The 23740-nt window shown below is 39.4% G+C and carries 32 protein-coding genes; 31 read left to right on the top strand and 1 reads right to left on the bottom strand.

What is annotated here, in order from left to right:
- Positions 1–8 precede the first annotated feature (8 nt).
- The 4 genes from BN2665_RS06495 to BN2665_RS06510 all read left to right on the top strand — a co-directional run bounded on the left by BN2665_RS06495 (position 9) and on the right by BN2665_RS06510 (position 1842).
- The gene (locus tag BN2665_RS06495) at positions 9–686 is read left to right on the top strand and encodes a hypothetical protein (RefSeq protein WP_055666295.1); all 678 of its coding nucleotides are present in this window, start codon (positions 9–11) and stop codon (positions 684–686) included.
- Between the two features lie 2 nt (positions 687–688).
- Complete coding sequence (locus BN2665_RS06500; protein ID WP_028308376.1) at positions 689–982, top strand: hypothetical protein; 294 nt, start codon at positions 689–691, stop codon at positions 980–982.
- Complete coding sequence (locus tag BN2665_RS06505; RefSeq protein ID WP_028308377.1) at positions 963–1325, top strand: hypothetical protein; 363 nt, start codon at positions 963–965, stop codon at positions 1323–1325. The genes BN2665_RS06500 and BN2665_RS06505 overlap by 20 nt, the downstream gene beginning before the upstream one ends.
- Positions 1326–1491: 166 nt before the next feature.
- Entirely contained in the window at positions 1492–1842 is a 351-nt protein-coding gene (locus BN2665_RS06510; RefSeq protein ID WP_242865903.1) for a TRAG family protein, read from the top strand.
- A gap of 93 nt (positions 1843–1935) precedes the next feature.
- On the opposite strand, the gene BN2665_RS06515 is transcribed toward BN2665_RS06510, so the two are convergent.
- The gene (locus BN2665_RS06515) at positions 1936–2757 is read right to left on the bottom strand and encodes a hypothetical protein (protein WP_055666297.1); all 822 of its coding nucleotides are present in this window, start codon (positions 2755–2757) and stop codon (positions 1936–1938) included.
- Between the two features lie 227 nt (positions 2758–2984).
- Here BN2665_RS06515 and BN2665_RS06520 point away from each other — a divergent pair, with 227 nt between their 5' ends.
- The 27 genes from BN2665_RS06520 to BN2665_RS06650 all read left to right on the top strand — a co-directional run bounded on the left by BN2665_RS06520 (position 2985) and on the right by BN2665_RS06650 (position 23645).
- Entirely contained in the window at positions 2985–4520 is a 1536-nt protein-coding gene (locus BN2665_RS06520; protein WP_479723323.1) for a VirD4-like conjugal transfer protein, CD1115 family, read from the top strand.
- Positions 4521–4538: 18 nt separating this feature from the next.
- Positions 4539–4895 carry an Mbov_0395 family pilin-like conjugal transfer protein gene (locus tag BN2665_RS06525; protein ID WP_028308379.1) on the top strand — a complete coding sequence of 119 codons (357 nt, stop codon included), beginning with the start codon at positions 4539–4541 and terminating at the stop codon, positions 4893–4895.
- A 76-nt stretch (positions 4896–4971) separates the two neighbouring features.
- Positions 4972–5235 carry a DUF6133 family protein gene (locus BN2665_RS06530; RefSeq protein ID WP_074042232.1) on the top strand — a complete coding sequence of 88 codons (264 nt, stop codon included), beginning with the start codon at positions 4972–4974 and terminating at the stop codon, positions 5233–5235.
- 75 nt (positions 5236–5310) lie between these two features.
- Positions 5311–5601 (top strand): SpoVG family protein, encoded by a 291-nt coding sequence (locus BN2665_RS06535; RefSeq protein WP_082435818.1) that lies wholly within the window; start codon positions 5311–5313, stop codon positions 5599–5601.
- 62 nt (positions 5602–5663) lie between these two features.
- On the top strand, positions 5664–6497 hold the full coding sequence (locus tag BN2665_RS06540) for a conjugal transfer protein TrbL family protein (RefSeq protein ID WP_055666300.1): 834 nt from the start codon (positions 5664–5666) through the stop codon (positions 6495–6497).
- Between the two features lie 76 nt (positions 6498–6573).
- Positions 6574–6774, top strand: a complete 201-nt coding sequence (locus BN2665_RS06545; protein ID WP_457920574.1) for a mercury transporter — start codon at positions 6574–6576, stop codon at positions 6772–6774.
- A 12-nt stretch (positions 6775–6786) separates the two neighbouring features.
- Positions 6787–7107: a hypothetical protein gene (locus tag BN2665_RS06550; RefSeq protein WP_277995585.1), complete on the top strand. Its 321-nt coding sequence runs from the start codon at positions 6787–6789 to the stop codon at positions 7105–7107.
- Positions 7108–7144: 37 nt separating this feature from the next.
- Positions 7145–8461, top strand: coding sequence for a DNA cytosine methyltransferase (locus BN2665_RS06555; RefSeq protein WP_055666301.1), 1317 nt, complete (start codon positions 7145–7147; stop codon positions 8459–8461).
- Positions 8451–9170: a DUF3848 domain-containing protein gene (locus BN2665_RS06560; RefSeq protein ID WP_195892665.1), complete on the top strand. Its 720-nt coding sequence runs from the start codon at positions 8451–8453 to the stop codon at positions 9168–9170. The genes BN2665_RS06555 and BN2665_RS06560 overlap by 11 nt, the downstream gene beginning before the upstream one ends.
- Complete coding sequence (locus tag BN2665_RS06565) at positions 9167–9619, top strand: prepilin peptidase (protein ID WP_055666303.1); 453 nt, start codon at positions 9167–9169, stop codon at positions 9617–9619. The genes BN2665_RS06560 and BN2665_RS06565 overlap by 4 nt, the downstream gene beginning before the upstream one ends.
- A gap of 21 nt (positions 9620–9640) precedes the next feature.
- Positions 9641–10453, top strand: coding sequence for a Flp pilus assembly protein CpaB (gene cpaB / locus BN2665_RS06570; protein ID WP_055666304.1), 813 nt, complete (start codon positions 9641–9643; stop codon positions 10451–10453).
- Positions 10443–11195, top strand: coding sequence for an AAA family ATPase (locus BN2665_RS06575; RefSeq protein ID WP_055666305.1), 753 nt, complete (start codon positions 10443–10445; stop codon positions 11193–11195). Before cpaB ends, BN2665_RS06575 begins: the two co-directional genes overlap by 11 nt.
- A complete protein-coding gene (locus BN2665_RS06580) occupies positions 11188–12540 on the top strand; it encodes a CpaF/VirB11 family protein (protein ID WP_055666306.1) in 1353 nt (450 codons plus the stop codon). The genes BN2665_RS06575 and BN2665_RS06580 overlap by 8 nt, the downstream gene beginning before the upstream one ends.
- Positions 12537–13466 (top strand): hypothetical protein, encoded by a 930-nt coding sequence (locus tag BN2665_RS06585; protein ID WP_055666307.1) that lies wholly within the window; start codon positions 12537–12539, stop codon positions 13464–13466. Before BN2665_RS06580 ends, BN2665_RS06585 begins: the two co-directional genes overlap by 4 nt.
- A gap of 59 nt (positions 13467–13525) precedes the next feature.
- Positions 13526–13822, top strand: a complete 297-nt coding sequence (locus BN2665_RS06590) for a hypothetical protein (protein WP_055666308.1) — start codon at positions 13526–13528, stop codon at positions 13820–13822.
- Positions 13822–14607 carry a JAB domain-containing protein gene (locus tag BN2665_RS06595; protein ID WP_055666309.1) on the top strand — a complete coding sequence of 262 codons (786 nt, stop codon included), beginning with the start codon at positions 13822–13824 and terminating at the stop codon, positions 14605–14607. Before BN2665_RS06590 ends, BN2665_RS06595 begins: the two co-directional genes overlap by 1 nt.
- Complete coding sequence (locus tag BN2665_RS06600) at positions 14595–15482, top strand: hypothetical protein (RefSeq protein ID WP_055666310.1); 888 nt, start codon at positions 14595–14597, stop codon at positions 15480–15482. The genes BN2665_RS06595 and BN2665_RS06600 overlap by 13 nt, the downstream gene beginning before the upstream one ends.
- A gap of 35 nt (positions 15483–15517) precedes the next feature.
- Positions 15518–15913 (top strand): DUF4320 family protein, encoded by a 396-nt coding sequence (locus tag BN2665_RS06605; RefSeq protein ID WP_055666311.1) that lies wholly within the window; start codon positions 15518–15520, stop codon positions 15911–15913.
- Positions 15910–16455, top strand: coding sequence for a hypothetical protein (locus BN2665_RS06610; RefSeq protein WP_055666312.1), 546 nt, complete (start codon positions 15910–15912; stop codon positions 16453–16455). The genes BN2665_RS06605 and BN2665_RS06610 overlap by 4 nt, the downstream gene beginning before the upstream one ends.
- A gap of 158 nt (positions 16456–16613) precedes the next feature.
- On the top strand, positions 16614–17183 hold the full coding sequence (locus tag BN2665_RS06615; protein ID WP_055666313.1) for a DUF6550 family protein: 570 nt from the start codon (positions 16614–16616) through the stop codon (positions 17181–17183).
- 70 nt (positions 17184–17253) lie between these two features.
- Positions 17254–18975 carry a DUF8193 domain-containing protein gene (locus tag BN2665_RS06620; RefSeq protein ID WP_055666314.1) on the top strand — a complete coding sequence of 574 codons (1722 nt, stop codon included), beginning with the start codon at positions 17254–17256 and terminating at the stop codon, positions 18973–18975.
- A gap of 15 nt (positions 18976–18990) precedes the next feature.
- Positions 18991–19434, top strand: a complete 444-nt coding sequence (locus tag BN2665_RS06625) for a DUF3846 domain-containing protein (protein WP_074042234.1) — start codon at positions 18991–18993, stop codon at positions 19432–19434.
- A gap of 55 nt (positions 19435–19489) precedes the next feature.
- Entirely contained in the window at positions 19490–20083 is a 594-nt protein-coding gene (locus BN2665_RS06630) for a hypothetical protein (protein ID WP_028308400.1), read from the top strand.
- Positions 20080–20769, top strand: a complete 690-nt coding sequence (locus tag BN2665_RS06635; RefSeq protein ID WP_055666315.1) for a TraC-like domain-containing protein — start codon at positions 20080–20082, stop codon at positions 20767–20769. The genes BN2665_RS06630 and BN2665_RS06635 overlap by 4 nt, the downstream gene beginning before the upstream one ends.
- A gap of 5 nt (positions 20770–20774) precedes the next feature.
- Positions 20775–22604 (top strand): VirB4 family type IV secretion system protein, encoded by a 1830-nt coding sequence (locus BN2665_RS06640; RefSeq protein ID WP_055666392.1) that lies wholly within the window; start codon positions 20775–20777, stop codon positions 22602–22604.
- 293 nt (positions 22605–22897) lie between these two features.
- Complete coding sequence (locus BN2665_RS06645) at positions 22898–23224, top strand: helix-turn-helix domain-containing protein (protein ID WP_055666316.1); 327 nt, start codon at positions 22898–22900, stop codon at positions 23222–23224.
- Between the two features lie 154 nt (positions 23225–23378).
- A complete protein-coding gene (locus tag BN2665_RS06650) occupies positions 23379–23645 on the top strand; it encodes a hypothetical protein (protein WP_055666317.1) in 267 nt (88 codons plus the stop codon).
- Positions 23646–23740: the final 95 nt, after the last annotated feature.

The following is a 23740-nucleotide window of genomic DNA, read 5'->3' on the forward strand; positions in this document are numbered from 1 at the left end:
GTGTATTTATGCGGACTAAAATGGATTTCTACAGATGCTTTTTTGAGCAGCTTGCAAGGCGTGGCTTTGATGTGAAACGGTCAACTTCCTCCGATTATCTTGCTGATATTTATTATAAAAATCAGCTTATAGCATTCTATACCAAAGCTGATACGATCGAGCGAAACCCGTTTGTTTCAGTTAAGGAAAAAGTTTTTAATTTATTGGAGGAAACCGCCAAGAAAACGGCAGTTGAAGCCGGTATATGCACTGAGTGTCCTTATACAGAAAAGGATGAGAAACTCAAAAACGGTTCATATAAGCTGGCTGAATATAACGGTGTAGTTTTAGCCTGTAAGCTGCATCACCTGTTTGGTTATGTATTTTCAACCTATCGCATGGCTCCTGAGAGTGAACAGCCACTACAAAGACAATTTTTCTACAATAAAGAATCAGCCACACAGGATTTTGCCATCCGTTCCGGTTTGGTGGATGAAAAGGCTCTGTTTACCGAAACAGAGCTGATGATTCTTCATTCTGATCTTGTCAAGCTTACGATGCTTGATAATAACCTTTCCAATGACGATATGCTTTCTGTCGGTAGAATGATCGAGAAAATTGAAGACATTGTTCCCGAACTGCAAGGTAGGGATTATGACTTTGACTTTGAAGATGAATTCAGGCAGGACATGGAGATTGGAGGTTAAGCATGGGAAATAAGAGAAATCAAGTAATTGCTATAGCAAGGTTTCTGGCTTATAAGGCAGAGCTAAACAAGCAAATTGAAAATATGTCGGAAGAACAGTATATGCAAAACCCTGTCGGGCTGGATGTTGGGCAGTATGTGGAAGATATGATGAAATATTGTACAGAACATACAGTCGATACTGTATTAAAGAATCAGAATGAAATGATAGCAAGGCTCGGCATGGAATATTTGAGTGCCATTGCCTTTATGCCTTATATAGACGGAGGTGAAACATATGCCGGACAGCAGGCCTAATCCAAACATATGGGGAAACATCATTACCTGTGGAGAGATTGCTATCGGCATTTATGAGATTGTTGGTGAATACAAAAAGGGGCTGATGATGCCAAAGAAAATGGCAGAAGAAATCCTGCCTCAAACTGTTATTGATATGGCTCAGAAAGATGGTGAAAATCTCTGTTTTACTGATGAGCTTTCTTCTTCCATTGTCGCTGATGAACTCATAGAGCAAGGCATTGTAACCGATCCTGAATTTATTGCCAGACAGGAGGCTTTAAAGCAGCTTGATGATGCCGGGATGGACACAGGGTTTGAAACCTTTAATGAGATTGATTTTGAACTTGAGATTGAGAGGTGAACGGCTTGAAACTGGTATACGCTTATAACGAGAAAAGTGAGGATTCGGAAAGATGAAAACAAAACCGAAGTTGATCATCTGTTCTATGATTTTCACGGCTGGAGGGTTTATTAACATCTTTTTTTCCACCGCTGTCCATATGTTACTATCAAGGCAGATGACTGTATTGAAGCTATTGCCAATCAATGAATGTTTAAAAAGTATATTTATAAGCAGACAGCATTTAATGCTGTTTCTGTGCTTACAGGGATTTGTTCTGGTTATGGCTGTGATGTACTTCTTCACCAATTTACGGCCATACCAATCCGATTTGGTGGAGATAACGCCAGATATAAAAATTCCTGTGCCGGTTGGACAATATCAGCATGGATCGGCAAGGTGGCTAAAGGATGAAGAAAAGGATAAAGCTTTTGATAGCTTTATCCTGGACCCGAACCATCCTCAAATAATGGAGTTGATTAAGACTGGTTATGATGGGTTGGAGTTTATGGGAAACAGTAAGATCGAGAATGATTGAGATTCGGTCTTACAATCTCTTCATCAACAAGAGTAATAAAGGTGGTTCATGTTAATCTTAGAGAACGGATTCAAGAAATTTGATCTAAGTAGATCAATCTAATAGCTTCATAAAAGTCCAAAGTTTTTTATTATTCAAAGCAAACATAAATGCATTTAAATCCCTACAGAAGAAGGTAGTCAACATAATAAAATTTAAATAATGTTTTGCCAACTCGTCTAAAGTAAAGTTCATATCTGTTTTCAATTCTTCTGTATTAAGTGGGTTCATATATATTTCTAAATACCCAACGGTCTCTTCAAATTCCTCAGCAATATCATTAATGTGCTCTTCACTGTTTTTAATGAAACGATATTCTTTTACCTTCTGTAAAGATTGAATATGCATAGGATATGTATTCAGATATTTTTGAAATTTCTCAGTGTTATTTAGTATATACAGTTTAATATCTTGCAGAAAAGAATCTCGTCTGCTGTCCTGAAGATTAAAGTCTAATAATTCATTATATAAAGATATAGTATCTGCATCATAATATCGCTTGTTTAAATTGCCTAATTTTAATTTTTCAAAGCCACTACATAGACTAAGTATTTCCATGAATGAATACTGCATAAATAGTAAGTCTCTTCTTAAATCAATATATTTAGCTAAGTCTTTCTTTTTATTTACAAATTCTATGCAAAAGAAGAATATTATTGCCGCGGCTATAGAAGCAGCTAACTGGGATAAAATTGATAATATGTTGACAAAAATATGAAACATCATATCAGCACCATTGAATAAAGGAGGGCTATCCTTAAATAACAACACAACTTTTTCCAATACCATTAAAATAATCATAAAAATAAATACTTTACCAAAACTTATTTTATAATCTTGTTGGGATGAAATACTTACTATATCTTTATTTGACAAATATATTCACCTTTCTTTCCGTTTTTTTATTAAATTTATCAACTTATACATTTCAACATTTCATGCTTTATAACATTATGGTAGATGTTGATTTCATCAAGTAACAAATAGCTCTATCGTTACAAAGTATTTTCTTATAGTAGAGGTGCTTTTTGTATATACAAAATATTTTACCAAAATAAAGCAATGGCTTCAATTTAGTAATGCAATTTCAATGAAAGGAGTTGATGCCTATGAGTGAAATTACCCAGCAAGGAGGTGTTGTCATCGGTGTAAAGAAAGAAGGCAACAAAGAACGCATCTATTTTGTCGGCGAGGACAGCCATCTGCTGTGTATTGGTGCTACCCGTTCCGGTAAGTCTCGAAATCTGGTAGTTCAATCTATTTGTACCCTTGGACTTGCAGGGGAATCCATTGTAGTCAGCGATCCAAAGGCTGAGCTGTTTGACTATACATCTGAATTCCTTAAGAAACTCGGCTACGAGGTTCTGGTTTTGGATTTCAAAAACCCTGCGAAAAGTCAGCGGTATAATCTACTGCAGCCAATCATCAATGCTGTTAATGCAGGTGATACCGATAAGGCTGAAATGCTGGCATGGGATTTGACAAACAATCTTGTTGGCAAACCGGAAGGTGAAAAGATCTGGACCAATGGTGAATGTTCCATTATTGCAGCATCTATACTCTGTGTGGTATGTGATAACAAGCATCGTCCGGAGTATCAGAACCTTACCAATGTTTATTGGTTTATTGCTGAAATGGTCAAGACAATCGGCAATAAAATGCCACTGCTTGAATATGTTAAAAAGCTTCCCCCTGCTCATCCTGCCAAAGCCCTACTCTCTATTTCTGATGTTGCGCCCAGCAGGACAAGGGGAAGCTTTTATACTTCAGCTTTGACTACACTCCGATTGTTTACGAGCAAATCTATTTATGCCATAACCCATATGAGCGATTTTCAGTTGCAGGACATAGGACAGAAAAAGCAGGCATTGTTTATTATTCTGCCTGATGAGAAAACCACCTTTTATCCGGTGGCATCGCTGATAGTATCACAGCAATATGAATTGCTTGCCAACTTAGCTGATATGAGGGGAGGTCGATTAAAGCAGCGTGTCAATTTCATTTTGGATGAATTCGGAAACTTTACAACCATCACTGATTTCACAAATAAGCTGACAGTCGGCGGTGGCAGGGGTATGCGATTCAATCTGTTTATTCAGTCCTTTTCACAGCTGAAAGAGAAGTATGATGAAAATACCTCGGACACCATTAAAGCCAACTGCCAAACCTGGGTGTATCTACAAGCAGATGATATGGATACTTTGCGTGAGATATCGGAAAAGCTGGGTACTTATACTGTTTCAAGTTATCAATTGTCGTCAAACCACGCAAAATATTCCACTCCATCAAGTTCTCATAGTATCAGTTTAGTAGAACGGAAACTCTTGAATGTAGATGAGGTCAGGCGTATTATACGGCCTTATCAGATTGTCACTTCCCGTACGCATCCTGCTATCATGTATTCTCCGGATTTATCAGAGTGGTACTTTAACAGGATGTTAGGGCTTGGCGACAAGGAACACAACCGTAGACTTCGGGAGGAACGGGAGAAAAAGCGCCCTGCAATCACTAACACGAATGAGGAAATCGCATTATGGAATATCTGGATTTACTATCAGAAAGATATTATCAGGAAAATGCAATTACAAGCTCAAAAAGGTAATGGTGGATTTGCCAACAATGAAACTGATTTAGAATAATGAAAGGAGGACAAATTTGTGAACATCAAAACCGTAAAGAAAAAATGCAAAAACCTTTGGAAAACGGCAAGTGCGGGAATGGTTGCACTTGCTGTTTCTTTTATGAGCACAATGCCTGCTTATGCCGACGACATAAAAGACAGCCAGATTGTCAAAGGAACTGAAAAACTGATTGGAGATGTTACTACATGGCTAATGGTTCTTGCTCCGGTAGTATCAGGACTTCTCATTATCTATTTCTTCATCCGCAGATCAGCTGCAGATGAGATGGATCAGAAAAAGTGGAATAACCGTATTGTCGTTGCTATTGTTTCCTGTATCGGTGCGGTACTCGGTTCGGCAACACTTAATCTCATCGTTGGATATTATAAGTAATTCTAAAAACGTTTTACAGACTGTATAAGAACAGTCTTATTTTTATCAATTCATATTTTAAAGGAGGATTTATTCAATGAAAAACATTCTAAGAAATGCGGAAATCAAAGCTATGGTAACTGTTGGCAATGTAAAATCAACAGTCAATCAAACCTTTGGCAGAGCCAAGAGAGCTCTTGCAAATCGTGAAGGGCAGGGCACACTCGATGTTGCAATTACTGTCCTTATTTCCATTGTACTTGGTGCACTCATTCTTGCCGGACTGTATCTTATTATAAATGGTACAGTGCTGCCGACAATTACAGAACGCATCAAAGAGATGTTTAACTACAAGGGCTAAACGACTCAATCAAAAGCATTGGCAGTGCAAACAGCACCGCCAATGCTTTTTTAAACAAAAAATCAGGAGGATTTTATGATGAACATCAAAACAGAAATCAAAAAGACATTCAAGGACAACGGTAAGTTGAAAGCAGTTGTAAATCTAATTATTGATGAAGGTTTTATCATCAAAAACGTGCGGCTGGTAAATGGAGCAAAGGGGCTTTTTGTATCCATGCCAAGCGGCAAGATTAAAGACGGAAGTTATGTTGAAATATGCCATCCGATCAAATCCAATGTAAGAGAGCAAATAGAAAAAAGCGTATTGGAAGCCTATCAAACGGTTATTACATCAACAGATAGCAATAACGAAAAGCACGAATAGCAGGTACGAAAATCCTTTGGGGGTATCATTTAGGTACTCCCCCGGAAAGGGGTGATTGAGATTTGGAAGTCATTTTAGTAATGCTAATCGTTGCTTTGCTCAACGGCTCTATAGCCTATATCAACAATCTCTTAACCGATATAGTGCCTATGACATTGTATGCCGAACAATATATGACTGTTGTATCCGGTGTAAATCTTGCAGAAACTCTGTTTGACATTATATTTGGATTTGGTATTTCTTTGATTATCTTAAAGTTTCTCAAAAAAGGCTTTGAAACCTATGTAATGTGGACAGACGGTGATGCTGATGAAGAACCTCTATTTCTGCTCACCAATTTTTTTAGGGCGTTAGCTGTTGCGATATGCTTTCCTACCATCTATGGATGGCTTGGCAGTATAGTGGAGGATATGACCAATAAACTCTTGATAGCCATTGGAGCAGCAACAAGCTACGATTGGCAGGCATGGGTAAATGGTATTTCTTCATTAGGGATAGTAACAGCAATTTTCGGGCTGATTTTTATCATCTGCTACTTCATGCTGTATTTCCAGTTCCTTATGAGGGGACTGGAAATATTGATTTTGAGGATCGGCGTACCTTTAGCCTGTGTTGGACTTCTTGACAATGATAAAGGTGTTTTTAAAACATATATCAATAAGTTTTTTCAGTCAACACTTGCTGTTGTAATACAAATATCTCTTGCAAAATTAGGCGTAGGACTGATGCTGAATATGCATATCTTCTGGGGAGTTGCTTGTATGGTATTGGCAATCAGGACACCGAGATTCCTGCAAGATTTTCTCATCACAACCGGTGGTGGCGGAACCGGTGTAATCAATAATGTATATCACAGCGTAAGGCTTGTCGGTATGGCGAAAAACCTGGCCAAATAGAAGTGGTAAAGATGTTAGATGGTGACATACAAACTACAATACCTATATGAAAGGCGGTGACTAATCAGTGGTGACAATGGATGACATTTCAAATGCAATCATCAGCTTGGTACGAATAGGTGCAGCGGCAAGATTTATTTATTGTATGGTGCGCTTATCTGCTGCTGAGGAGGAAGCTGCCCAGTATAAGAAACGAGCCAAAAACACCGTAGTTTTCTATATTATTGCCGAAAGCATTTGGCAGATCAAAGACTTGGTGCTTTATTACTATGCTTAAGGGAGGATGAAAATGGATGAAAAGCTATATATACCTATGGGAGTAAAAACCGAAACCGAGATTTTTCCCGGATTTGGACGAAAACAACTTCTGCAATCTATTGTTGGATCAATCGGTGCAGGAGTTGTTGCTCTTTTTATATGGATACTTTCGCATAATGTTACACCTGCTGTAATTTGTATCCTTACGGGGATTATCGGTTCTGTCATGATGACCACAAAAGACCAGACAAATCTTTCGGTAGTGGATCAGGTTCAAAACATGGTGCGATTTGCGAGAAGCCAAAAATATTATCCATATGCTTATGGAGATGAATGGAGGATGAATAAATAATGAGCCGTACTATTGGGACAAGAAGTGTGATTTGCCTATGGAAATGACCTTCATTGATTTTTTCAGTGGAATTGGCGGTTTTCGGGCAGGCTTGGAAGCCTGTGGGATGAGATGTATCGGGCATTGCGAAATAGATAAATTTGCCGATCAAAGCTACCGGGCAATTTTTGATGTAAAGGAGGATGAATGGTTTGCAAAAGACATCACAGCAGTCAGACCTGAAGAAATTCCAAGAGCCGACATCTGGACTGCCGGATTTCCTTGTCAGGATATTTCGGTCGCAGGCAGCCAGCGAGGGCTTAACGGAAAGCGAAGCGGACTCTTTTTTGAAGTTGTTAGATTCATCCAGGGCAAAAATGCCGAAGATAAACCCCAATGGATTATCTTTGAAAATGTTAAAAATCTGTTATCCGTTAATCGAGGATGGGACTTTACAACCATTCTCTATACGCTGGCCACACTCGGCTATGATTGTCAGTACGGACTTCTTAATTCACGTAATTACGGAGTCCCACAAAATCGAGAACGGATCTATATTGTCGCTTATAGACATTCTGGAAACAAAAGTCCCGGAAAAATATTTCCTCTCACCGGAAGCGACGGAAAAACTCTTATCCAACTCATTGGAGGAATGCAGGGACAGAGAGTATACAGTCCCGAGGGTACAAGTGTAACCCTTTCAGCTCAAAGCGGTGGCTGGGGTGGAAAAACAGGGTTGTATTTCGTTGACCTAAACAAAAATAGTAAAATAACCGACATGGCTCGCTGTATAAAAGCGAGATATAACGCCGGAATTACCAACCGAGGGGCTGATAATTCCGGCGTTTATTATGCATGTGCGAGAGCTGTCCTGACTCCGAACCGAATAGAGAAAAGGCAAAACGGTCCGCGCTTTAAACCTTGCGGTGAACCGAGTTTTACTTTGACAGCACAAGACCGCCACGGTGTTATGCTCTGTGATTGTGAGAACTGCCAAAAAAGAATCAGAATCAAGGAAGCGACAAAACTGGGGTATGCAGAAGCCGGATGCGGTGACAGCATTAACTTTGCTTTTCCTAATAGCAAAACAAGACGAGGGCGAATAGGCAAAGGTGTGGAACAAACGCTGGAAACCGGATGCAACCAAGGAACGGCTTTTATTGGCTGTGGCCGTATCCGCAGATTAACACCGAGAGAATGCTGGCGATTGCAGGGATTTTCTGATGAGATGTTTGATAAAGCAAGGACAATCAACTCTGATAATCAACTGTATAAACAAGCAGGAAACTCAGTAACGGTTACAGTGGTTTTTGCACTTGGGATGAAAATATTGGAAGTTAAACGGGAAATGGAGGGTGATGATTGTGGCAGATAAGGAAGGAGTAATAAAGAGAATTGATGAGGAACTCAAAAAGTTCGAAGAATCAGTCCCCGTAGCAAAGCGCGACGATATATTCTTTAATGATTTGCAAGTAAAAACTGCCTTTAGAAATGCCTTGTATAATACTCCGCTGACGGAAAGAATGGCAGGTCTGATTGAAAAACTGGATAACATTCTGGACCGTATGTTTGACTATTGGTCGGAACTTGATTTTGAAACTCTGAAACTAGATCGAAATGACTTCTATGAAGTAACACATCGCTTTCTTGAACAGTTGGACTATGATGACAGAGATCGTCAGCTTTATGAAAGAGCAAGCAACGAATATGCGGAATTTCTTGAAAACCTGAAAGGAAAAACACCACAGCAAATCATTGATGTGGCTTATGAGATTGTAATGAAAGCAGATATTTTGTCCTTGCTTGAATATCATGATTTGGACAAGAAGCAAATAAACATCCTGCTGACGATTCAAAATCCATTGGACTGCATTTATACCGAATGGCAGCACAGCGATTATTCCTATATGGATATGCTTCGTGACAGCATGAATAGTATGATTGACACACAGGAGCATGAACTGACAATTCATAATTATCATATTTACGGTAAACCTCCTGCCATTATGGAAGACTATTATGCCGAGTATGAAAACGAAGAGCAGGAGATTCCCCAAGAAATTGAGGAAGAATTAGAGCAATGATGATTCTGATAATAAAAGGCGGAATGTTTGCCTTTCTGCTCATCTTGGCTGCTGTATGGGACGTACGAAAACGTGAAATTCCGGATACTATTTCATTACTCCTAATGATAACAGGATTATTGGCAATTGATCCTTGGAATGCATTTTCAGGGCTTGTTATGACAGGACTGCCGTATTTTCTTGCGGCAATCCTGATACACAGGGATAACTGCTTTTCAATTGGCGGCGGTGATATAAAGTTGATGGCTGCTTGTGGTTTTGTGCTGGGTACACCCCTTGGGGCTATGCAAAGCGTCATTTCTCTTACTCTTGCTGTAATAGCAGGACTATGTATAAGACTTTCGAGTAAAAGTAAAAAGCTAAACTCAATTACACTACCTCTTGCACCTTTTTTCTGCGCAGGAGGTATTTTTTCATACATGGCACTTTTACTGAGTGCAATCATTTAAAAAACAGGAGGACTATTAAATATGAATTTGAGTATTTTTAAAAACCGAACAGTCATCGGACTGGTATGTATTTTCCTTTCTCTTGTCATTTGCTTTGGGCTTACACCTTTGTTTAACAGTGGATTGCGTGCACAAACGGAAATTGTCAGAGTATCATCAACAGTGAAGAAAGGTGAAGTGCTAACTGCTGACAAGCTGGAAATGGTGAAAGTGGGGGCATATAACCTTCCCGACAACGTTATTAAGAGTAAAGACAGTGCAGTCGGGAAATACGTCAATGCTGATTTACAAAAAGGTGACTATATCATTGCTTCAAAACTATCTGAAAAGCCCCTTGCCGAGTTTGAGTATTTGAATGATTTGGACGGGACAAAGGTTGCCATGTCCATTACCATCAAGTTTTTTGCTGCCGGGTTGTCAGGTAAATTGGAAGCCGGTGATATCGTAACCCTTATATCTGCAAATTATGATAACATGGGGAACGCAACCATTCCACCTGAACTCCAATATGTAAAAGTCCTAGCAGTAACCGCAGAAACAGGCGATGATAAGGAATATGTTCCGCAAAAAGAAACCAATAGTGAAAACGAAGAAAAGAAATTACCTGCGACGATAACTTTGCTTGTCAATACAGAACAGGCTAAGGTACTTGCAGACCTTGAACAAAAAGGAAATGTTCATGCTACCTTGGTTTACCGTGGTACTAAGGAAAATGCCGACAAGTTTTTAGCTGAACAGGACAAACTCTTTGGAAAAAAGGAGGACGCCCCAAACACAGTTACAAGCGTCAAGCAGAATGAACAGAAAGAGGAGGGCAACACTGATGCAGAATAAAGGGAAACAAATGTTAGCGGTATGGGGAAGCCCAGGAAGTGGCAAAACGATTACCGCCGTAAAACTGGCAAAAGAGCTTGCGGATCAAAAGAAAAATGTGCTGATCCTGCTGTGTGATGATATCTGCCCTGCACTGCCTGCTATTTTTAAATCCAAAATACCGATTGATGTTTCTATAGGTGAAGTATTAACAGCTCCTAACATTACGCAGGAAGTAATTTTAAGAAACTGTGTTTCCTTTGATAAAAATCCGTATATCACTTTGCTTGGGTACAAATCCGGAGAAAATCCATTTTCCTATGCTGAGTATAAGAAAGACCGGGCTATAGACCTGCTGGTCCTTCTTCGCCATATTGCTGACTATGTGATTATAGATTGTTCCAGTATCTTGACAGAAAGTATTATTTCAACAGTAGCATTGGAAGTGGCTGATGAAGTATTAAGGCTTGGAAGCTGCGATTTAAAAAGCATATCCTATTTCCGTTCCGTATTGCCACTGCTTAGTGAGCCTAAATTCGATACAGACAAACATATTAAAGTGCTTTCAAATGTGAGGCCGACACAGGATGGCGAAGAATATAAGAATGCTTTTGGCGGTGTTTCCTATACTTTACCTTATGTACAGGCCATTGATGACCAAAATTCTACTCTCACACTTTTTGAAAGTATACCCGGGAAAGCTTCAAAAATATATGATCCTGTCATAAAGTCAATTGTAAAGGCGGTGTTTGGCGATGAGTAGAAATATAGGCCTGTTCTATAATGTGGCTAAAAACAAAAAAGAATTTTCTGAGGTTCTAAAAGAAATACAGGAATACTTATCAAGTAAATATGCCACTATGATTGCAAATAACCCGGCAGAACAGAAACAACAAATAACTGCGTATATCGCAAAATACCTTACCGATTACAGATTGGGCGTAATAGGCATGAATGGAGAAGAACTCGTTGAGCGCCTGTACACAGAGATGGCAGAGTTCTCTTTTCTAACCCAATATCTTTTTGCAACCAATATTGAGGAGATTAATATCAACAGTTGGAAAGATGTCAAGATAACTTATTCAGATGGAAGGGTTCTCCCTTCCTCTGAAAAGTTTAACAGCCCCGAACACGCCGTTGATGTAGTCCGCAGATTACTTCACAAATCCGGTATGATACTCGATAATTCACAGCCCGGTGTGGTTGGGCATCTTTCCAACAAAATCCGTATTACTGTTTTAGGAAACCCTATTACTGATGCTGATAAGGGCGTGGCTGCTTCAATCCGTATTGTTAATCCTCAGAAGCTGACGAGAAATGATTTTATAAAAAATAGTACTGCCACTGCACAGATGTTGGACTTCTTAAGTGCCTGTTTGAGGTACGGGCTGTCAATGTGTGTAACCGGCAGTACCGGTTCGGGCAAAACCACTTTGATGAGCTGGCTTTTATCTACCGTTCCAGATGAAAAACGTATTTTTACAATTGAGAATGGCTGTCGGGAATTTGACCTTGTTAAAGAGGATGAAAAGGGCAATGTTATCAACAATGTGGTGCATACCGTCACCCGATATTCGGAAGATCCCAAGCAGAATATCGACCAGGAAAAACTTTTGGAGTATGCCCTTACTTGCAACCCTGATGTTATCTGTGTCGGTGAAATGAAATCGGCAGAAGCTTTTGCAGCACAGGAAGCAGCTCGAACCGGCCATGCTGTTATCACTACCACCCATGCCAACAGTTGTACCGCCACATACCATCGTATGGTAACACTGTGTACCCAGAAATATGATATCAATGATAAAACTTTATATAACCTTGTGACAGAAGCCTTTCCGCTGGTTATGTTTGTCAAGAAGTTAGAGGATAACAGCCGTAAAGTCATGGAAATAACAGAGTGTGAGATTTGCGAAGACGGGACACGCAAAATTCACACTCTTTTTCGTTACCATATCACTGAGAATACGGTTGTAGACGGCAAGGTGCAGATTAAGGGTGAATATCAGAAGGTCGGCAATATATCACACAGCCTGCAAAAGCGGCTTCTTGAAAACGGTATGCCTGTAAGCCTGCTTGAAAAAATCACGGAAGGAGCTGATGTAGCATGACATTGCTTATTTTAATCGCCTTTGCAGGTCTGATTGCGGGATTCTTTCTAATTTTAGATTTATCGCCTTTTGAGTTTGCCGAAAGTGTAGTAAGGCCATTTCAGAACCGCAAAACACCGATTGGAAAGAGAATTGAAGCGATAAAAAATCCAAAGCCTGTTAAAGGAATCAGAAAAACAGTAAGAGATGCCAAAGAGGTTTTATCCCTCATGGGCAAGGAAGGAAAATTTGGAGCAATATGTGCGTTATCCTTTTTTCTCATGGTAATAGGGCTATTTGCTTCTGTCCTCATGTATAACTTTTTAATGATTCCCGTTGCTTCAATTGGACTGGCACTTGTGCCTTTCTGGTATTTGATTTTTACTTCTCATTCCTACAAAAAGCAAATGAATGCAGAAATGGAAACAGCTCTGTCAATCATAACCACAAGCTATTTGAGAAATGAGAGTATCATTACTGCTGTTCAGGAGAATATCAGCTATCTGAATCCACCAATCTCCAATGTTTTTCAATCATTCTTAACACAGGCGAAAATGATTAACGTTAATGTGAAACAGGCTCTTACCGATATGAAACCAAAGCTGAACCATTATGTTTTTAGCGAGTGGGTAGATGCCATGATTGCCTGCCAGGAGGACAAAACACTAAAAACTACATTGTCACCAATCATCTCAAAGCTTTCTGATATGCGGATTGTTTCAGCAGAACTGGATTATCTGATGTATGAACCATTGAAAGAATTTATCACAATGGCTTTGCTTTTGGTGGCAAATATTCCGCTTATTTATTTCCTAAACAGGGATTGGTATTCAGTGCTTGTAAATACGGCATTTGGTAAAGGGATACTGGCTATATCTGCCTTTGCAATACTCGTTTCCTTTGCTGCAGTAATCAGGCTTACCAAGCCAATTGAGTATAAGAGGTAAAGTCAAATCAAAACCAAAAATCGTTTAACGCAAATATAAGCAAGAAAGGGGTTTTCACCATGTTACAAGATAAAACAATTAAACAGAAAGATTATGAAAGAGCTTCCCAACTTTTAGGGAGGCTCTTTGAAGTTGACTCAGATATTACAGAGCAAATCAGCAGGTGCATCCAGTACAATGGGGCAGAGGCGTTTTTCAAAAATCTTGAATCCTTCGACTTTTCAGCTGATGTCTTTGAAAAGCTGGATGCTGTAAGGCTTGTGCTGTTCGGTATGGGCGAAGAAGTAATGCCGGAGTTGGTGACCAATGAAATAAGAACACAGAAGATTGACAGCACGGAAGGTGGTGCAAAGTAGTGAAGAAAAAGTATGATGAAGCTTATGCGTCCAATTTCATTAAAGGTTTGACGAGGCTTACAGGGATTTCTGAAAATAAACTCAAAAAATATGCAGCTGAGAACAATCTATTTAATGTTTTAGAGCACCCCAACATTATTGAGCCTAACAAACAGCAGCTTGAAAAGATCCATGTCTTAAATGAGTTTATATCTACCTACAAGCTTCTCAAATTACAGGAGAAAGAGAACAAGATTGTGCTAAACGCTTCTACGGTAGCAGGAGAATATTTTGTTTCCTTATTGGGCGGCATTAAAGACAAAGAGAAGTTTATGGCAGCCTTTTTGGATAGCGGCAACAACATCATTGAAACAAGGACATTATCTGAAGGAAGTATCGGAGAAGCAGTTGTTTATCCGAGGATGGTTCTGAAGGCTGCTCTTGACTGTGACTGCAAATCAATCATTTTAGCACATAATCATCCTGGGGGAAGCCTGAATCCTTCAATCCAAGACCGAGATATCACAGAAAAATTGGTTTCCATCTTTGCACCACTTCAAATCAGCGTGATAGACCATATTATCGTTGCAAATATCAATTACTACTCCATGGCCGAAAAGGGGAATATTCCCCTCCCATCTCCCAAAAGTATAAGTTATGATGCGGTTCCTTTGAGTGATGGGAAGACAGTCAGAGAAGAAACAATGGGATACAATGCTGACACGTTGGACAAAGATGATTTAGAAATGGACAGCATGTATTTTTTTGAACAGGATAGCGAGGAGGAAGAGGAATGGGAGATTTGATGTTGTTCTTCATTTTGACTGCTTCCGGGTTGTTTTTGTCAGGAGGTATGTACTTCATCTTTGCAGAGGCACTTCACCTGCCGAGGATAGCGACAACCAAGGCAGTACTAAGTGCTGCAAGGCAGGATAAAAAGCAGACAAAAAACATGGAAGCCATTATTTTTGAATTGGCTTCCAAGCTTTCTAAATTTATAAGGATGGACGATTACAAGAAAAGAAAAATGAATGCTACTTTGAAATCCGCAGGTATCAAACTTACACCGGAAACTTACGTAGCAAAAGCTTGGGTTAAATCAGGGCTGATAGCTGCTTTGCTTATACCAATTTTACCAATTCTCCCAATCTTGGCGCCGGTTATCATATTGCTGGCTATTGCAGTACTTTTCAAAGAGTTTCGCCTTGCTGATGAAATTCTGCGACAGAAGCGGGAAGAAATTGAGTATGAATTGCCAAGGTTCGTTTCTACGGTATCACAGTCTTTAAAAGCAACTCGTGATGTTCCGGCGATTTTACAATCCTATCAAAAAAGTGCAGGAGAAAGCTTCAGACAGGAACTTGAAATAACCATTGCGGACATGAAATCAGGCAACGAAGAAACAGCACTTACAAGGTTGGAATCTCGAATCGGCAGCACCATGCTGTCTGATGTTGTACGAGGGCTTATATCTGTAAAGCGCGGAGATAACGGAGTCATGTATTTTGAAATGCTTAACCATGCCTTTAAGCAAATGGAACTTCAAAAGCTGAAATTGATTGCTATGAAACAACCTGGAAAGGTCAAGAAATATTCATTTATTATGCTCGGCTGCTTCTTGCTCATGTATCTTGGTATCCTCGGTTATGAGATTATTAATGCACTTGGCAAGATGTTTTAGCTGTATTTTTATGTTCAAGGAAAGGAGGGTCACGATTGATTGAGTTATTTAAAGATAAAAAAGGTGCGAGCTTTGTTGATGCATGTGTTTTGGTTTTGGCGATTGCAATGGTCCTGGCGCTTATTGTAAAGGTTATGCCTGTATTTATCGCAAAGCAACAATTAGATACATTTGCCTCTGAACTTTGCAGGACTGCTGAAATTACCGGTGCCGTAGGAAGTGCTACCACAGTCAAAGGGGAACAACTTCGTAATCAAACAGGATTAAATCCTACGATACAATGGTCGAGAATGGGTAATATTCAACTCAATGAGGAATTTACCGTTACTTTGACTTCTTCCGTAAACATTGGGCTGTTTGGTGAATTTGCTTCATTTCCAATCACACTAACATCAAAAGCAACGGGCACATCGGAGGTGTATCATAAGTGACGAAACTGAAAAAAGCCCTGTCTAATAAAACGGGCAGTTCTACACCTTTAATTGTTGCAGTTGTGCTTGCTATCATTATTTTGTCCGGTGCTGCCTTTGAGTATATGAGGCTGATGATAGTGGCAGTAGGTGTAAGAGATGCTGTACAATCAGCAGTAATTGATGTAGCTACTGAAAATTGGGATGAAGCATATAACGGTCTGCGGGAAGGCTACTCAGGAGGATATGTTCTGTCAGGGACATCTTGGAATCAAAATATAACGACCGGTGACATTTACGGAAGGCTCAAGGATAATCTTGGATTGAAACAAGAAAATGGCAAGTATGTAAAGTATGCCGGCAGTACATTGGAATATGCAGTTTCAGGGTTATCGGTTAGTGTAACTAATGCTCCTTTGGCTCCGTCAAATATAAACGGAATCAGCCAACTCACCGTTGAGGGTACAGTTGATATAGCTGTGCCTTTATCTTTTGGATGGGAGCATTTACCGCCGATGCAGATAAAAATGAAACTCAAAGCCGGTTATACACCTAAGTTCTGATAGAGCCTATATGATTTAGGCTTGACAAAGCACCGAAAATGATGCGAAACATAGTGCATAATTATTACTGGACGTTACGCAAGTCCGGTGGTATAATGTAGCCAAGAAGCTGCAAAACTTGATAGATTGATTTATGCCTTAGAAGGAGGTATGCTGTTATGGAAAAATTAACCCCTAAAATTAAAAGGGGATTTATAATTGCAGGTTTGTCCACTCTTTGTGTTCTGCTTGTTATAGGGATATTTGCAATGCTTGGAGAAGGAACGGACAAAACTAAATTACCGGCCACCTCGCAGGATACAAATAATCCTGTATCTGTGGGCGAAATTCAAAATGATAAAGTAAATGAACCAATTGTTACTGTGCAGGAGGTTACTCCGAAAGAGACACAGGACACAAATACATTAAAACCAAACGATATTCAGTTGACGGAAATCCCTGTGAAACCTCAACCGCCCGCAAAGCCCGACACAGCAGTGGATAATGACAAACCACATGTTATTCCTAAAGATACAAACCTGACCAATTCGGACAAAAAACCTACCGTAACGGTCAAACCGGTAGAGCCTACTAAACCCAAAGAGGGTAAGCCGACGGGCGGTGAAACCAACAGCAAAGGCGAAGTCTATGTTCCCGGTTTTGGCTGGGTCAAGAACAGTGGTTCAAATCAAGAAATCAAAAGCCAATCGGATGGGGACTGGAATAAGCAAATTGGTAACATGAATTAACTGAATATAGGCATTTAAGCAGAGGTAAGTCGTAAAGATTTGCCTCTTTTTATTTTAGAAGGAGGCCAAGATGAAAAGCAAAATATTTTCTATATTTCTAATCTTCGTTCTTTTGTTTGTGTCTCCGTTAACAGCTTTTGCAGAAGGGGATGGAAACATAGATAATGGTGGCGGTGGGATGGGAAACGGTACAAGTCAAAACTCCTGGATACCCGGTAACGATGGTGTCAGAGTTACCATCATCGATACACAAACAGGAAAGCCTGTTGGGACACCCATTGACTATACAAATCAAAGTCCATCAGTAAATATAGTGCATTTTGGGAAAAAATCAAAGATTCACTATCGAAACGGAAGCCAACTTTCGCCTGTTATGGGGAGTTATCAATATCACAGTCCAGCTGTGTCTTTACCGAGAATTATAAGCAGTGGCAGTGTAAGCGCAAGTATTGAAGCAATAAAAAACTATTTTTGTTCCGATGGTGCAGCTCGAATGATTGCCAATGATTTTGATATCTCTTTTGAGCAACTTACGACTGGGAATTATAAATTGCTCCTTGAACCAATTGCCTATTTTAAGTATCAAGGAATACAGATGGGGATGACAGCTCATGAAGCTGCTTTGTACGATCAGATACAAAACGGTGGTTTGAGGAGTAAGATGGTCAGCTTAACCCATCAAAACTTGCCACTGGCTATGTTTTTAGAACGTTCTGATTTGGGATTTCCTGCATGGAATGGCTCGTCGTCTGGAAGGCAATCCAATACGACAATTATTACTTATTTGGGTTTAGGAATTGTAAGCTATAAAGATGCTCCGCCCACTGACCCGGTTGATACATCAATTGAATATAGAACCAACACTCAGGTGATTACTGCTGTAACACTTAATACGACAAAAGAAATCAATCCCGATAGTCCTGCAACAGTAACGTTTAATGTCGGTGGAAATATATACACCATGAGCAATATTGTAATTCCTGAAGGAGAAAGTCAACTGGTATGGTGCAAATGGACAACGCCATCGACCGAACAGAATGTAACGATAACGGTCAGTACAAACAAAGGTTATCTGAGTGAAAACGTGATAAAAGCCAAAATTGTTGACCTTGACAAAAATCTCCCGCCTGATCCAACTGCAAAAGATAGAAACGATGGGTTTAAAACACCAAGCATTCCAAACAAGAATCAGAAAACTTATGCAACCTGGAGTGTCTGGTGGGCAAAATGGCACCCTTATTGGGTATGGATTTCCGATTGGGACTGGTGCGATCATGGCGAATGGGGGCATTGGGTTGACAACGGCTGGTGGGAAGATCATGGATGGTATGACTTTTTTACCGACGTTTACAGTGCAAGTCTGACAGCATCAAGCAATATTACACCTGATAGCAAGTCACCTACCGCAACAGGTAAAACCATGAAAAGCGGTTACGGTATCAATAACAGGGTCCAAACAAATTTCTCATCTTCTGCGCCAAGCAGCCATGTAACCGGTGCACAAACGGCGGTAAGTTATTTTCCCGAATTTTTATATGAAACCTATTGGAGGTTACTGGATCGTACTGTAAACAGTTATTCGGCACAGTTTGAATTCAAGGTAAATCCATATAGCACATATCGTCAAAGATGTCATTTCAGCCCAGTATGGTATCCGAACGGACAATATAGAGTCTATACCTATGTTCAGGATGCATGGACACCTGCCGGAATGTTGTCAATGAATTTGAACGATTATGTAAATATTTCAGGATCATTATATGATGATTGGCATATTGCCCCAAAGCAGTAAATAGGAGGATTTTGAATGGACGGAAATACAAACTTGATTCGAGTGCTCATTGTTGAGCCACAAAAACAGCCTTATGTGAAAGATATAGAAAATGATTTTAGGGCTATGCAAGCTGCGGTAGGTGGTCCCATTGAGTACTTATATTTAACAGATGATGCTCACATTTATTGTAATGAAGAAGGAAAATTATTGGGTTTGACCGGTAACCGTAGAATTGATAATGGGGATGTTATTGCCGGTACTTTTTTTATCTGTGGCGATAATGGTTATGGTGAAGACATTTCTTTAACAGATGAGCAGGTAGAGCAATACACAGAACGCTTCAAAGAGCCGGAATACTTCTCTTACAAAGAGATGGACAATATGATATTTGCGAGAGTTAAACCTGCGGTCAACGTTGATGATTTTTTAGCCAAAATGGAATTTGTACAAGATGATGAAGAAGATTTAGAACGGTAATTCGACAGGTGTGTCTTTATTAGGCACACCTGAAATTTTTTCACAGGAGGTGAAGATGGTGGGGCATCGTGGCATTTTTAAGGTGACAGAGAACAATAAAACTACAGGTTACTATACCCATTGGGGTGCAGGAACAGTTTTCAGCGGTTTCTATCGACTGAAAAATGCCTTTGACATCAAAAAAAATCAGTATCCTGAGAAAAGTATTTCCGAGATTTTCGGGCATTTGAGCTATAACGGAGAATATTTAGAAACAGAAGATGTGACAGAACTTGTCTTTGAACCGCTAACCCCGGAGGAAACCGAAAACGAGGACAAGGACTTTGACACACATGGAATGCTTGAAATGCGGGTAACTCTTAACCTTGATGAAAACCATGCATTAGTGGAATACAACCGCTTTTATCATCCCAGAATGGGCAGCTTCACCATACCCATTGATCATGCCCTCCATAATGTAAACTTAACAATTTCCTATACTGAGGAACGAGGTATAACTGATTTTTTTGAAGCTGCGAAAATCTTTGAAAAAGGTTCAGGGGTTTATGACCTGTTATTGCAGTCGGCACAGGTAAAAGAGTTGAATCGGGAACTACAAGAGCCTTATAGAAATATGGAAACCGAAGAATTGGAGGTGGAAGCAGAATGATCTTTCCCATCATTATGATTGTGATATGCGCTGTCCTTGGAGGGGGCGCATTTCTTTTTATCAAAAATTCAGAGAAAAAGAAAAAACAGATACTTCAAGCAGATGAAGAGCAGAAAACAGCCAATGAGTTTGTTAATGTAAAGGACATTAAAGGCAAGTTTCTCTATACAAGAGATGGTCTGATTCTGTGCTACCTGAAAATCAATCCGATCAGCATTGATTTATTTAGCAAAAGTGAAAAAAGCATAATTATCAAGCAGCTTACTGCCAATATGTCGAGCATACAGTATCCCTTTAAATTCATTGCTGTCTCAAGGCCGGTAGATATTTCACCACTTATTTCAGAACTATCAGAGCTGCTTACTACGAGTGACCCGAAACAAAAAGAGCTTTTAAAGCAGGAAATTCTTGAAATGAGTACCTTTGCTCTGTCCGGTGAAGTGGTGGAACGCCAGTTTTATGTAGTTATTTGGGACAAGTCAGAGCAGGGAGCTGAAAAAGATTTACTGGTGAAAGCAAAGGATTTTGCAAGCAATTTTACGGACAATGGAATTGGCTGCGATGTTTTAGAACAGCAGGATATTGTAAGGCTTTGCAATCTTATCAATAATCCTGCATATATGCATCTTGAGGATACCAGTTTCGAGCGCAGCATTCCAATTTTAAGCGGAGGTGTGTTACTGTGATTGGAATGAAAAAGCCTAAATCAGACTTTGTTCCAGTAAATGAAGCTCTATTAAATATTATTACACCAATGGGATTAGAAATTAAAAGAAACAGCCTGGTTGTCGGAGAAAATATAGGCAAGATATACGGAGTTGTTAAATATCCGCAAAAGGTTGATGTAGGTTGGCTTTCTAAGATAACCAATATTCCAAGCACCATTGTTTCAATCGGAATTAAACCGATTGACAATGGTGCTTTAATTTCTGCTATTAGTAAGAGCATCATTCAAAACCGTGGAGCTGCAGAAAGCGCAAAAGACCCGTTAACTCGCCAGCGAGCGGAAAAAGCAGCTGAGGATGGAGAGCGTATTATGCTTCAAATCGATCAAAACGGTGAAACAGTGGCACTGATGAGCCTTTCTATCATGCCGCTTGCCCATGATGAGAAAAACTTTGTAAAAGTGAGCCGAAGGGTGGAAAGTGTCATCAATGTTATGAAATGTAAAGTAAGAACACTTGCTAATTTGCAAAAAGAAGGATTGCAAACCATATCGCCGACCTATCCTACCAACCCGGTAATTGAAAATATCGTACAGCGCATCATTCCCATGAGCACTTTTGTGGGAGGATTTCCTTTTGCAAGCTCAGGATTTAATGACGGCAATGGCTATTATTTTGCGAAGGATAACAATGGTGGCCTTGTCATCGTGGATACCTGGAAGCGTGGCAATGACCGTACCAACTCCAATATGGTCGTTATGGGTGTTGCGGGAGTAGGCAAGTCAACGGCTGTAAAACACATTATGCTGTCTGAATATATGAAAGGCACAAAGCTTCTAATAATAGACCCTGAATCAGAATATAGAGATTTATGCCTTAATTTAAATGGCGATTGGATTAACGCCGGTGGCGGTATCAATGGCAGAATCAATCCATTGCAAATTCGGCCGGCACCGCGCGACAGTGAAGATGAGCCTGAAGAAAAAGGCGGCAAGCTTTATGATGATGCAGATGGTATGAGTGATATGGCGCTTCATATTAAGAATCTGGAAATATTCTTTCAGTTATATTTACCGAGCCTTAATGATATGCAAAAAGCAATTCTAAAACAGAGTATCATCGAGCTGTATCATAAATTCGGAATTGATTGGAATACGGACATCTCTGGCTTTGCCAATGAACAGTTTCCAACTTTCAGCGATCTCTATAGTTTGATTGAAGAAAAGGTGAAAGCAAATAAAAGCGATCAGGTATATCGTGATTTGCTACTGCTCCTTTATGACATAGCACATGGCAGTGACAGCTTCTTATGGAATGGGCACAGCAGCATTAAAACCCATACTCGCTGTATTTGTTTAGATACTCACAGTCTGCAAAATACAAGTGACAACATCAAAAGGACACAATATTTCAATTTGCTTGGCTGGTGTTGGGAACAAATGAGTAAAGACAGGTCCGAAAGAGTATTGCTGATTTGTGATGAAGCCTATCTGATGATTGACCCGCAGGTTCCACAAAGTCTTGTATTCTTGCGTAATGTAGAAAAGAGGGCAAGAAAGTACGAAGCAGGATTGATTATTATTTCCCATAGCGTAGTGGACTTCCTTTCGCCTGAAATTAAGATGTATGGTCAGGCACTGTTGGATATTCCCTGCATCAAACTGATTATGGGCTGTGACGGTCAGAACTTGAAGGAAACAAAAGAGCTTTATAATCTTACCGAGGCTGAGGAGGAACTGTTAGAAAGCAAAAGGCGTGGACATGCCTTATTTGTCATAGGCTCAAAGCGGCTTCATGTAAATTTTGAAATACCGGAATACAAATTTAACTACATGGGAAAAGCCGGAGGAAGATAGGAAACGGGCGACTATGTCGTTTTCTTAAGCACAGTCTGTACTAATTATGCCATAGACCTTTGACAGCTATGTATAGCTAATAATGAGGAATTTGGTTACTGCTTAGTTCGCCATGTTTAAATTTCGTCGCTGATAAATTTTATGTGTATGGTTGGTTTTATCATCATGTGTTAAAAAATAAAGTGCAATACTAATTCTTTTGGAGTTAGTTACATCCTGGTGGATACTGTATCTGAACAAATGTGAAACTTATACTATCAGTATTACAGTAACTCCATTAGGAGGTGAAAATATTGAATCTAAAACAGATAGGAAAAAGGATTCAAAAGCACAGAGAGGCACTGGGTATGAAACAAGAGGAGCTTGCGGAATATGTTAATTTAAGTCCGAATTATATGAGTGCCATTGAGCGTGGGGCAAAAATTCCAAGACTTGAAACGTTTATTCGTATAGCAAACGCATTAAATGTCCCCTCTGATTTATTGCTGATAGATGTATTAAAAGCTGGGAATGTGATAAAATCCTCTGAACTCTCTGAAAAAATTAGTAAATTGCCCTCTGATGAACAACAGAGAATCTTTCATGTAATCGAAGTAATGATTAAAGATGCTGAAAAATGATATAACAAATTATAAATAAAAAATCTGCAAAATATATGCAGATTTTTTATTTATAACCATATTTCGACAGACAATTACAAAGCCCTTATGATATACTGTGTCTATAAGGATTAGTAATAACCTTATAGAATTTTAGTAAGGGGGCGATTTATCAATGATAGCAAAACTTAAGTTGAATTATCTTGCTTTTTTAATTAATTTGCATTGGGTTTTTATCAGAATAGGTCGAAAAAAGATCGACCGCTTACTAAATGATGGGGAAGGTCTTTCATCAAGAAAACTATTCAAAGCAGATAAACCGCTTAATTATCATTGTACTCGTGTCTTAATATTGGAAGAAAAGTATAAATATTTGGCAAGGGAGAGTGAACTTAAATATAGAAACAAACGCATTGAGGAGTTTAAATTAAAGTGGTGGTAAAAAGTTAGATGAAATTAGCTGACTTGTTGCTGCAAAAGGAAATAGATTAAAAATATTGAATGGATGTTACTATAAAATAGATTCCTTACTAAAAA

The organism is Desnuesiella massiliensis, from assembly GCF_001403615.1.
GTDB classification, from domain to species: Bacteria; Bacillota; Clostridia; order Clostridiales; family Clostridiaceae; genus Desnuesiella; species Desnuesiella massiliensis.

Coding starts and splice junctions, on each gene's coding strand:
- BN2665_RS06495 (WP_055666295.1), top strand. CDS start 9: ATGCGGACTAAAATGGATTTCTACAGATGCTTTTTTGAGCAGCTTGCA.
- BN2665_RS06500 (WP_028308376.1), top strand. CDS start 689: ATGGGAAATAAGAGAAATCAAGTAATTGCTATAGCAAGGTTTCTGGCT.
- BN2665_RS06505 (WP_028308377.1), top strand. CDS start 963: ATGCCGGACAGCAGGCCTAATCCAAACATATGGGGAAACATCATTACC.
- BN2665_RS06520 (WP_479723323.1), top strand. CDS start 2,985: ATGCCTATGAGTGAAATTACCCAGCAAGGAGGTGTTGTCATCGGTGTA.
- BN2665_RS06530 (WP_074042232.1), top strand. CDS start 4,972: ATGAAAAACATTCTAAGAAATGCGGAAATCAAAGCTATGGTAACTGTT.
- BN2665_RS06535 (WP_082435818.1), top strand. CDS start 5,311: ATGATGAACATCAAAACAGAAATCAAAAAGACATTCAAGGACAACGGT.
- BN2665_RS06545 (WP_457920574.1), top strand. CDS start 6,574: ATGGATGACATTTCAAATGCAATCATCAGCTTGGTACGAATAGGTGCA.
- BN2665_RS06550 (WP_277995585.1), top strand. CDS start 6,787: ATGGATGAAAAGCTATATATACCTATGGGAGTAAAAACCGAAACCGAG.
- BN2665_RS06555 (WP_055666301.1), top strand. CDS start 7,145: ATGGAAATGACCTTCATTGATTTTTTCAGTGGAATTGGCGGTTTTCGG.
- BN2665_RS06565 (WP_055666303.1), top strand. CDS start 9,167: ATGATGATTCTGATAATAAAAGGCGGAATGTTTGCCTTTCTGCTCATC.
- cpaB (WP_055666304.1), top strand. CDS start 9,641: ATGAATTTGAGTATTTTTAAAAACCGAACAGTCATCGGACTGGTATGT.
- BN2665_RS06575 (WP_055666305.1), top strand. CDS start 10,443: ATGCAGAATAAAGGGAAACAAATGTTAGCGGTATGGGGAAGCCCAGGA.
- BN2665_RS06580 (WP_055666306.1), top strand. CDS start 11,188: ATGAGTAGAAATATAGGCCTGTTCTATAATGTGGCTAAAAACAAAAAA.
- BN2665_RS06585 (WP_055666307.1), top strand. CDS start 12,537: ATGACATTGCTTATTTTAATCGCCTTTGCAGGTCTGATTGCGGGATTC.
- BN2665_RS06590 (WP_055666308.1), top strand. CDS start 13,526: ATGTTACAAGATAAAACAATTAAACAGAAAGATTATGAAAGAGCTTCC.
- BN2665_RS06600 (WP_055666310.1), top strand. CDS start 14,595: ATGGGAGATTTGATGTTGTTCTTCATTTTGACTGCTTCCGGGTTGTTT.
- BN2665_RS06615 (WP_055666313.1), top strand. CDS start 16,614: ATGGAAAAATTAACCCCTAAAATTAAAAGGGGATTTATAATTGCAGGT.
- BN2665_RS06620 (WP_055666314.1), top strand. CDS start 17,254: ATGAAAAGCAAAATATTTTCTATATTTCTAATCTTCGTTCTTTTGTTT.
- BN2665_RS06625 (WP_074042234.1), top strand. CDS start 18,991: ATGGACGGAAATACAAACTTGATTCGAGTGCTCATTGTTGAGCCACAA.
- BN2665_RS06630 (WP_028308400.1), top strand. CDS start 19,490: ATGGTGGGGCATCGTGGCATTTTTAAGGTGACAGAGAACAATAAAACT.
- BN2665_RS06635 (WP_055666315.1), top strand. CDS start 20,080: ATGATCTTTCCCATCATTATGATTGTGATATGCGCTGTCCTTGGAGGG.
- BN2665_RS06640 (WP_055666392.1), top strand. CDS start 20,775: ATGAAAAAGCCTAAATCAGACTTTGTTCCAGTAAATGAAGCTCTATTA.
- BN2665_RS06650 (WP_055666317.1), top strand. CDS start 23,379: ATGATAGCAAAACTTAAGTTGAATTATCTTGCTTTTTTAATTAATTTG.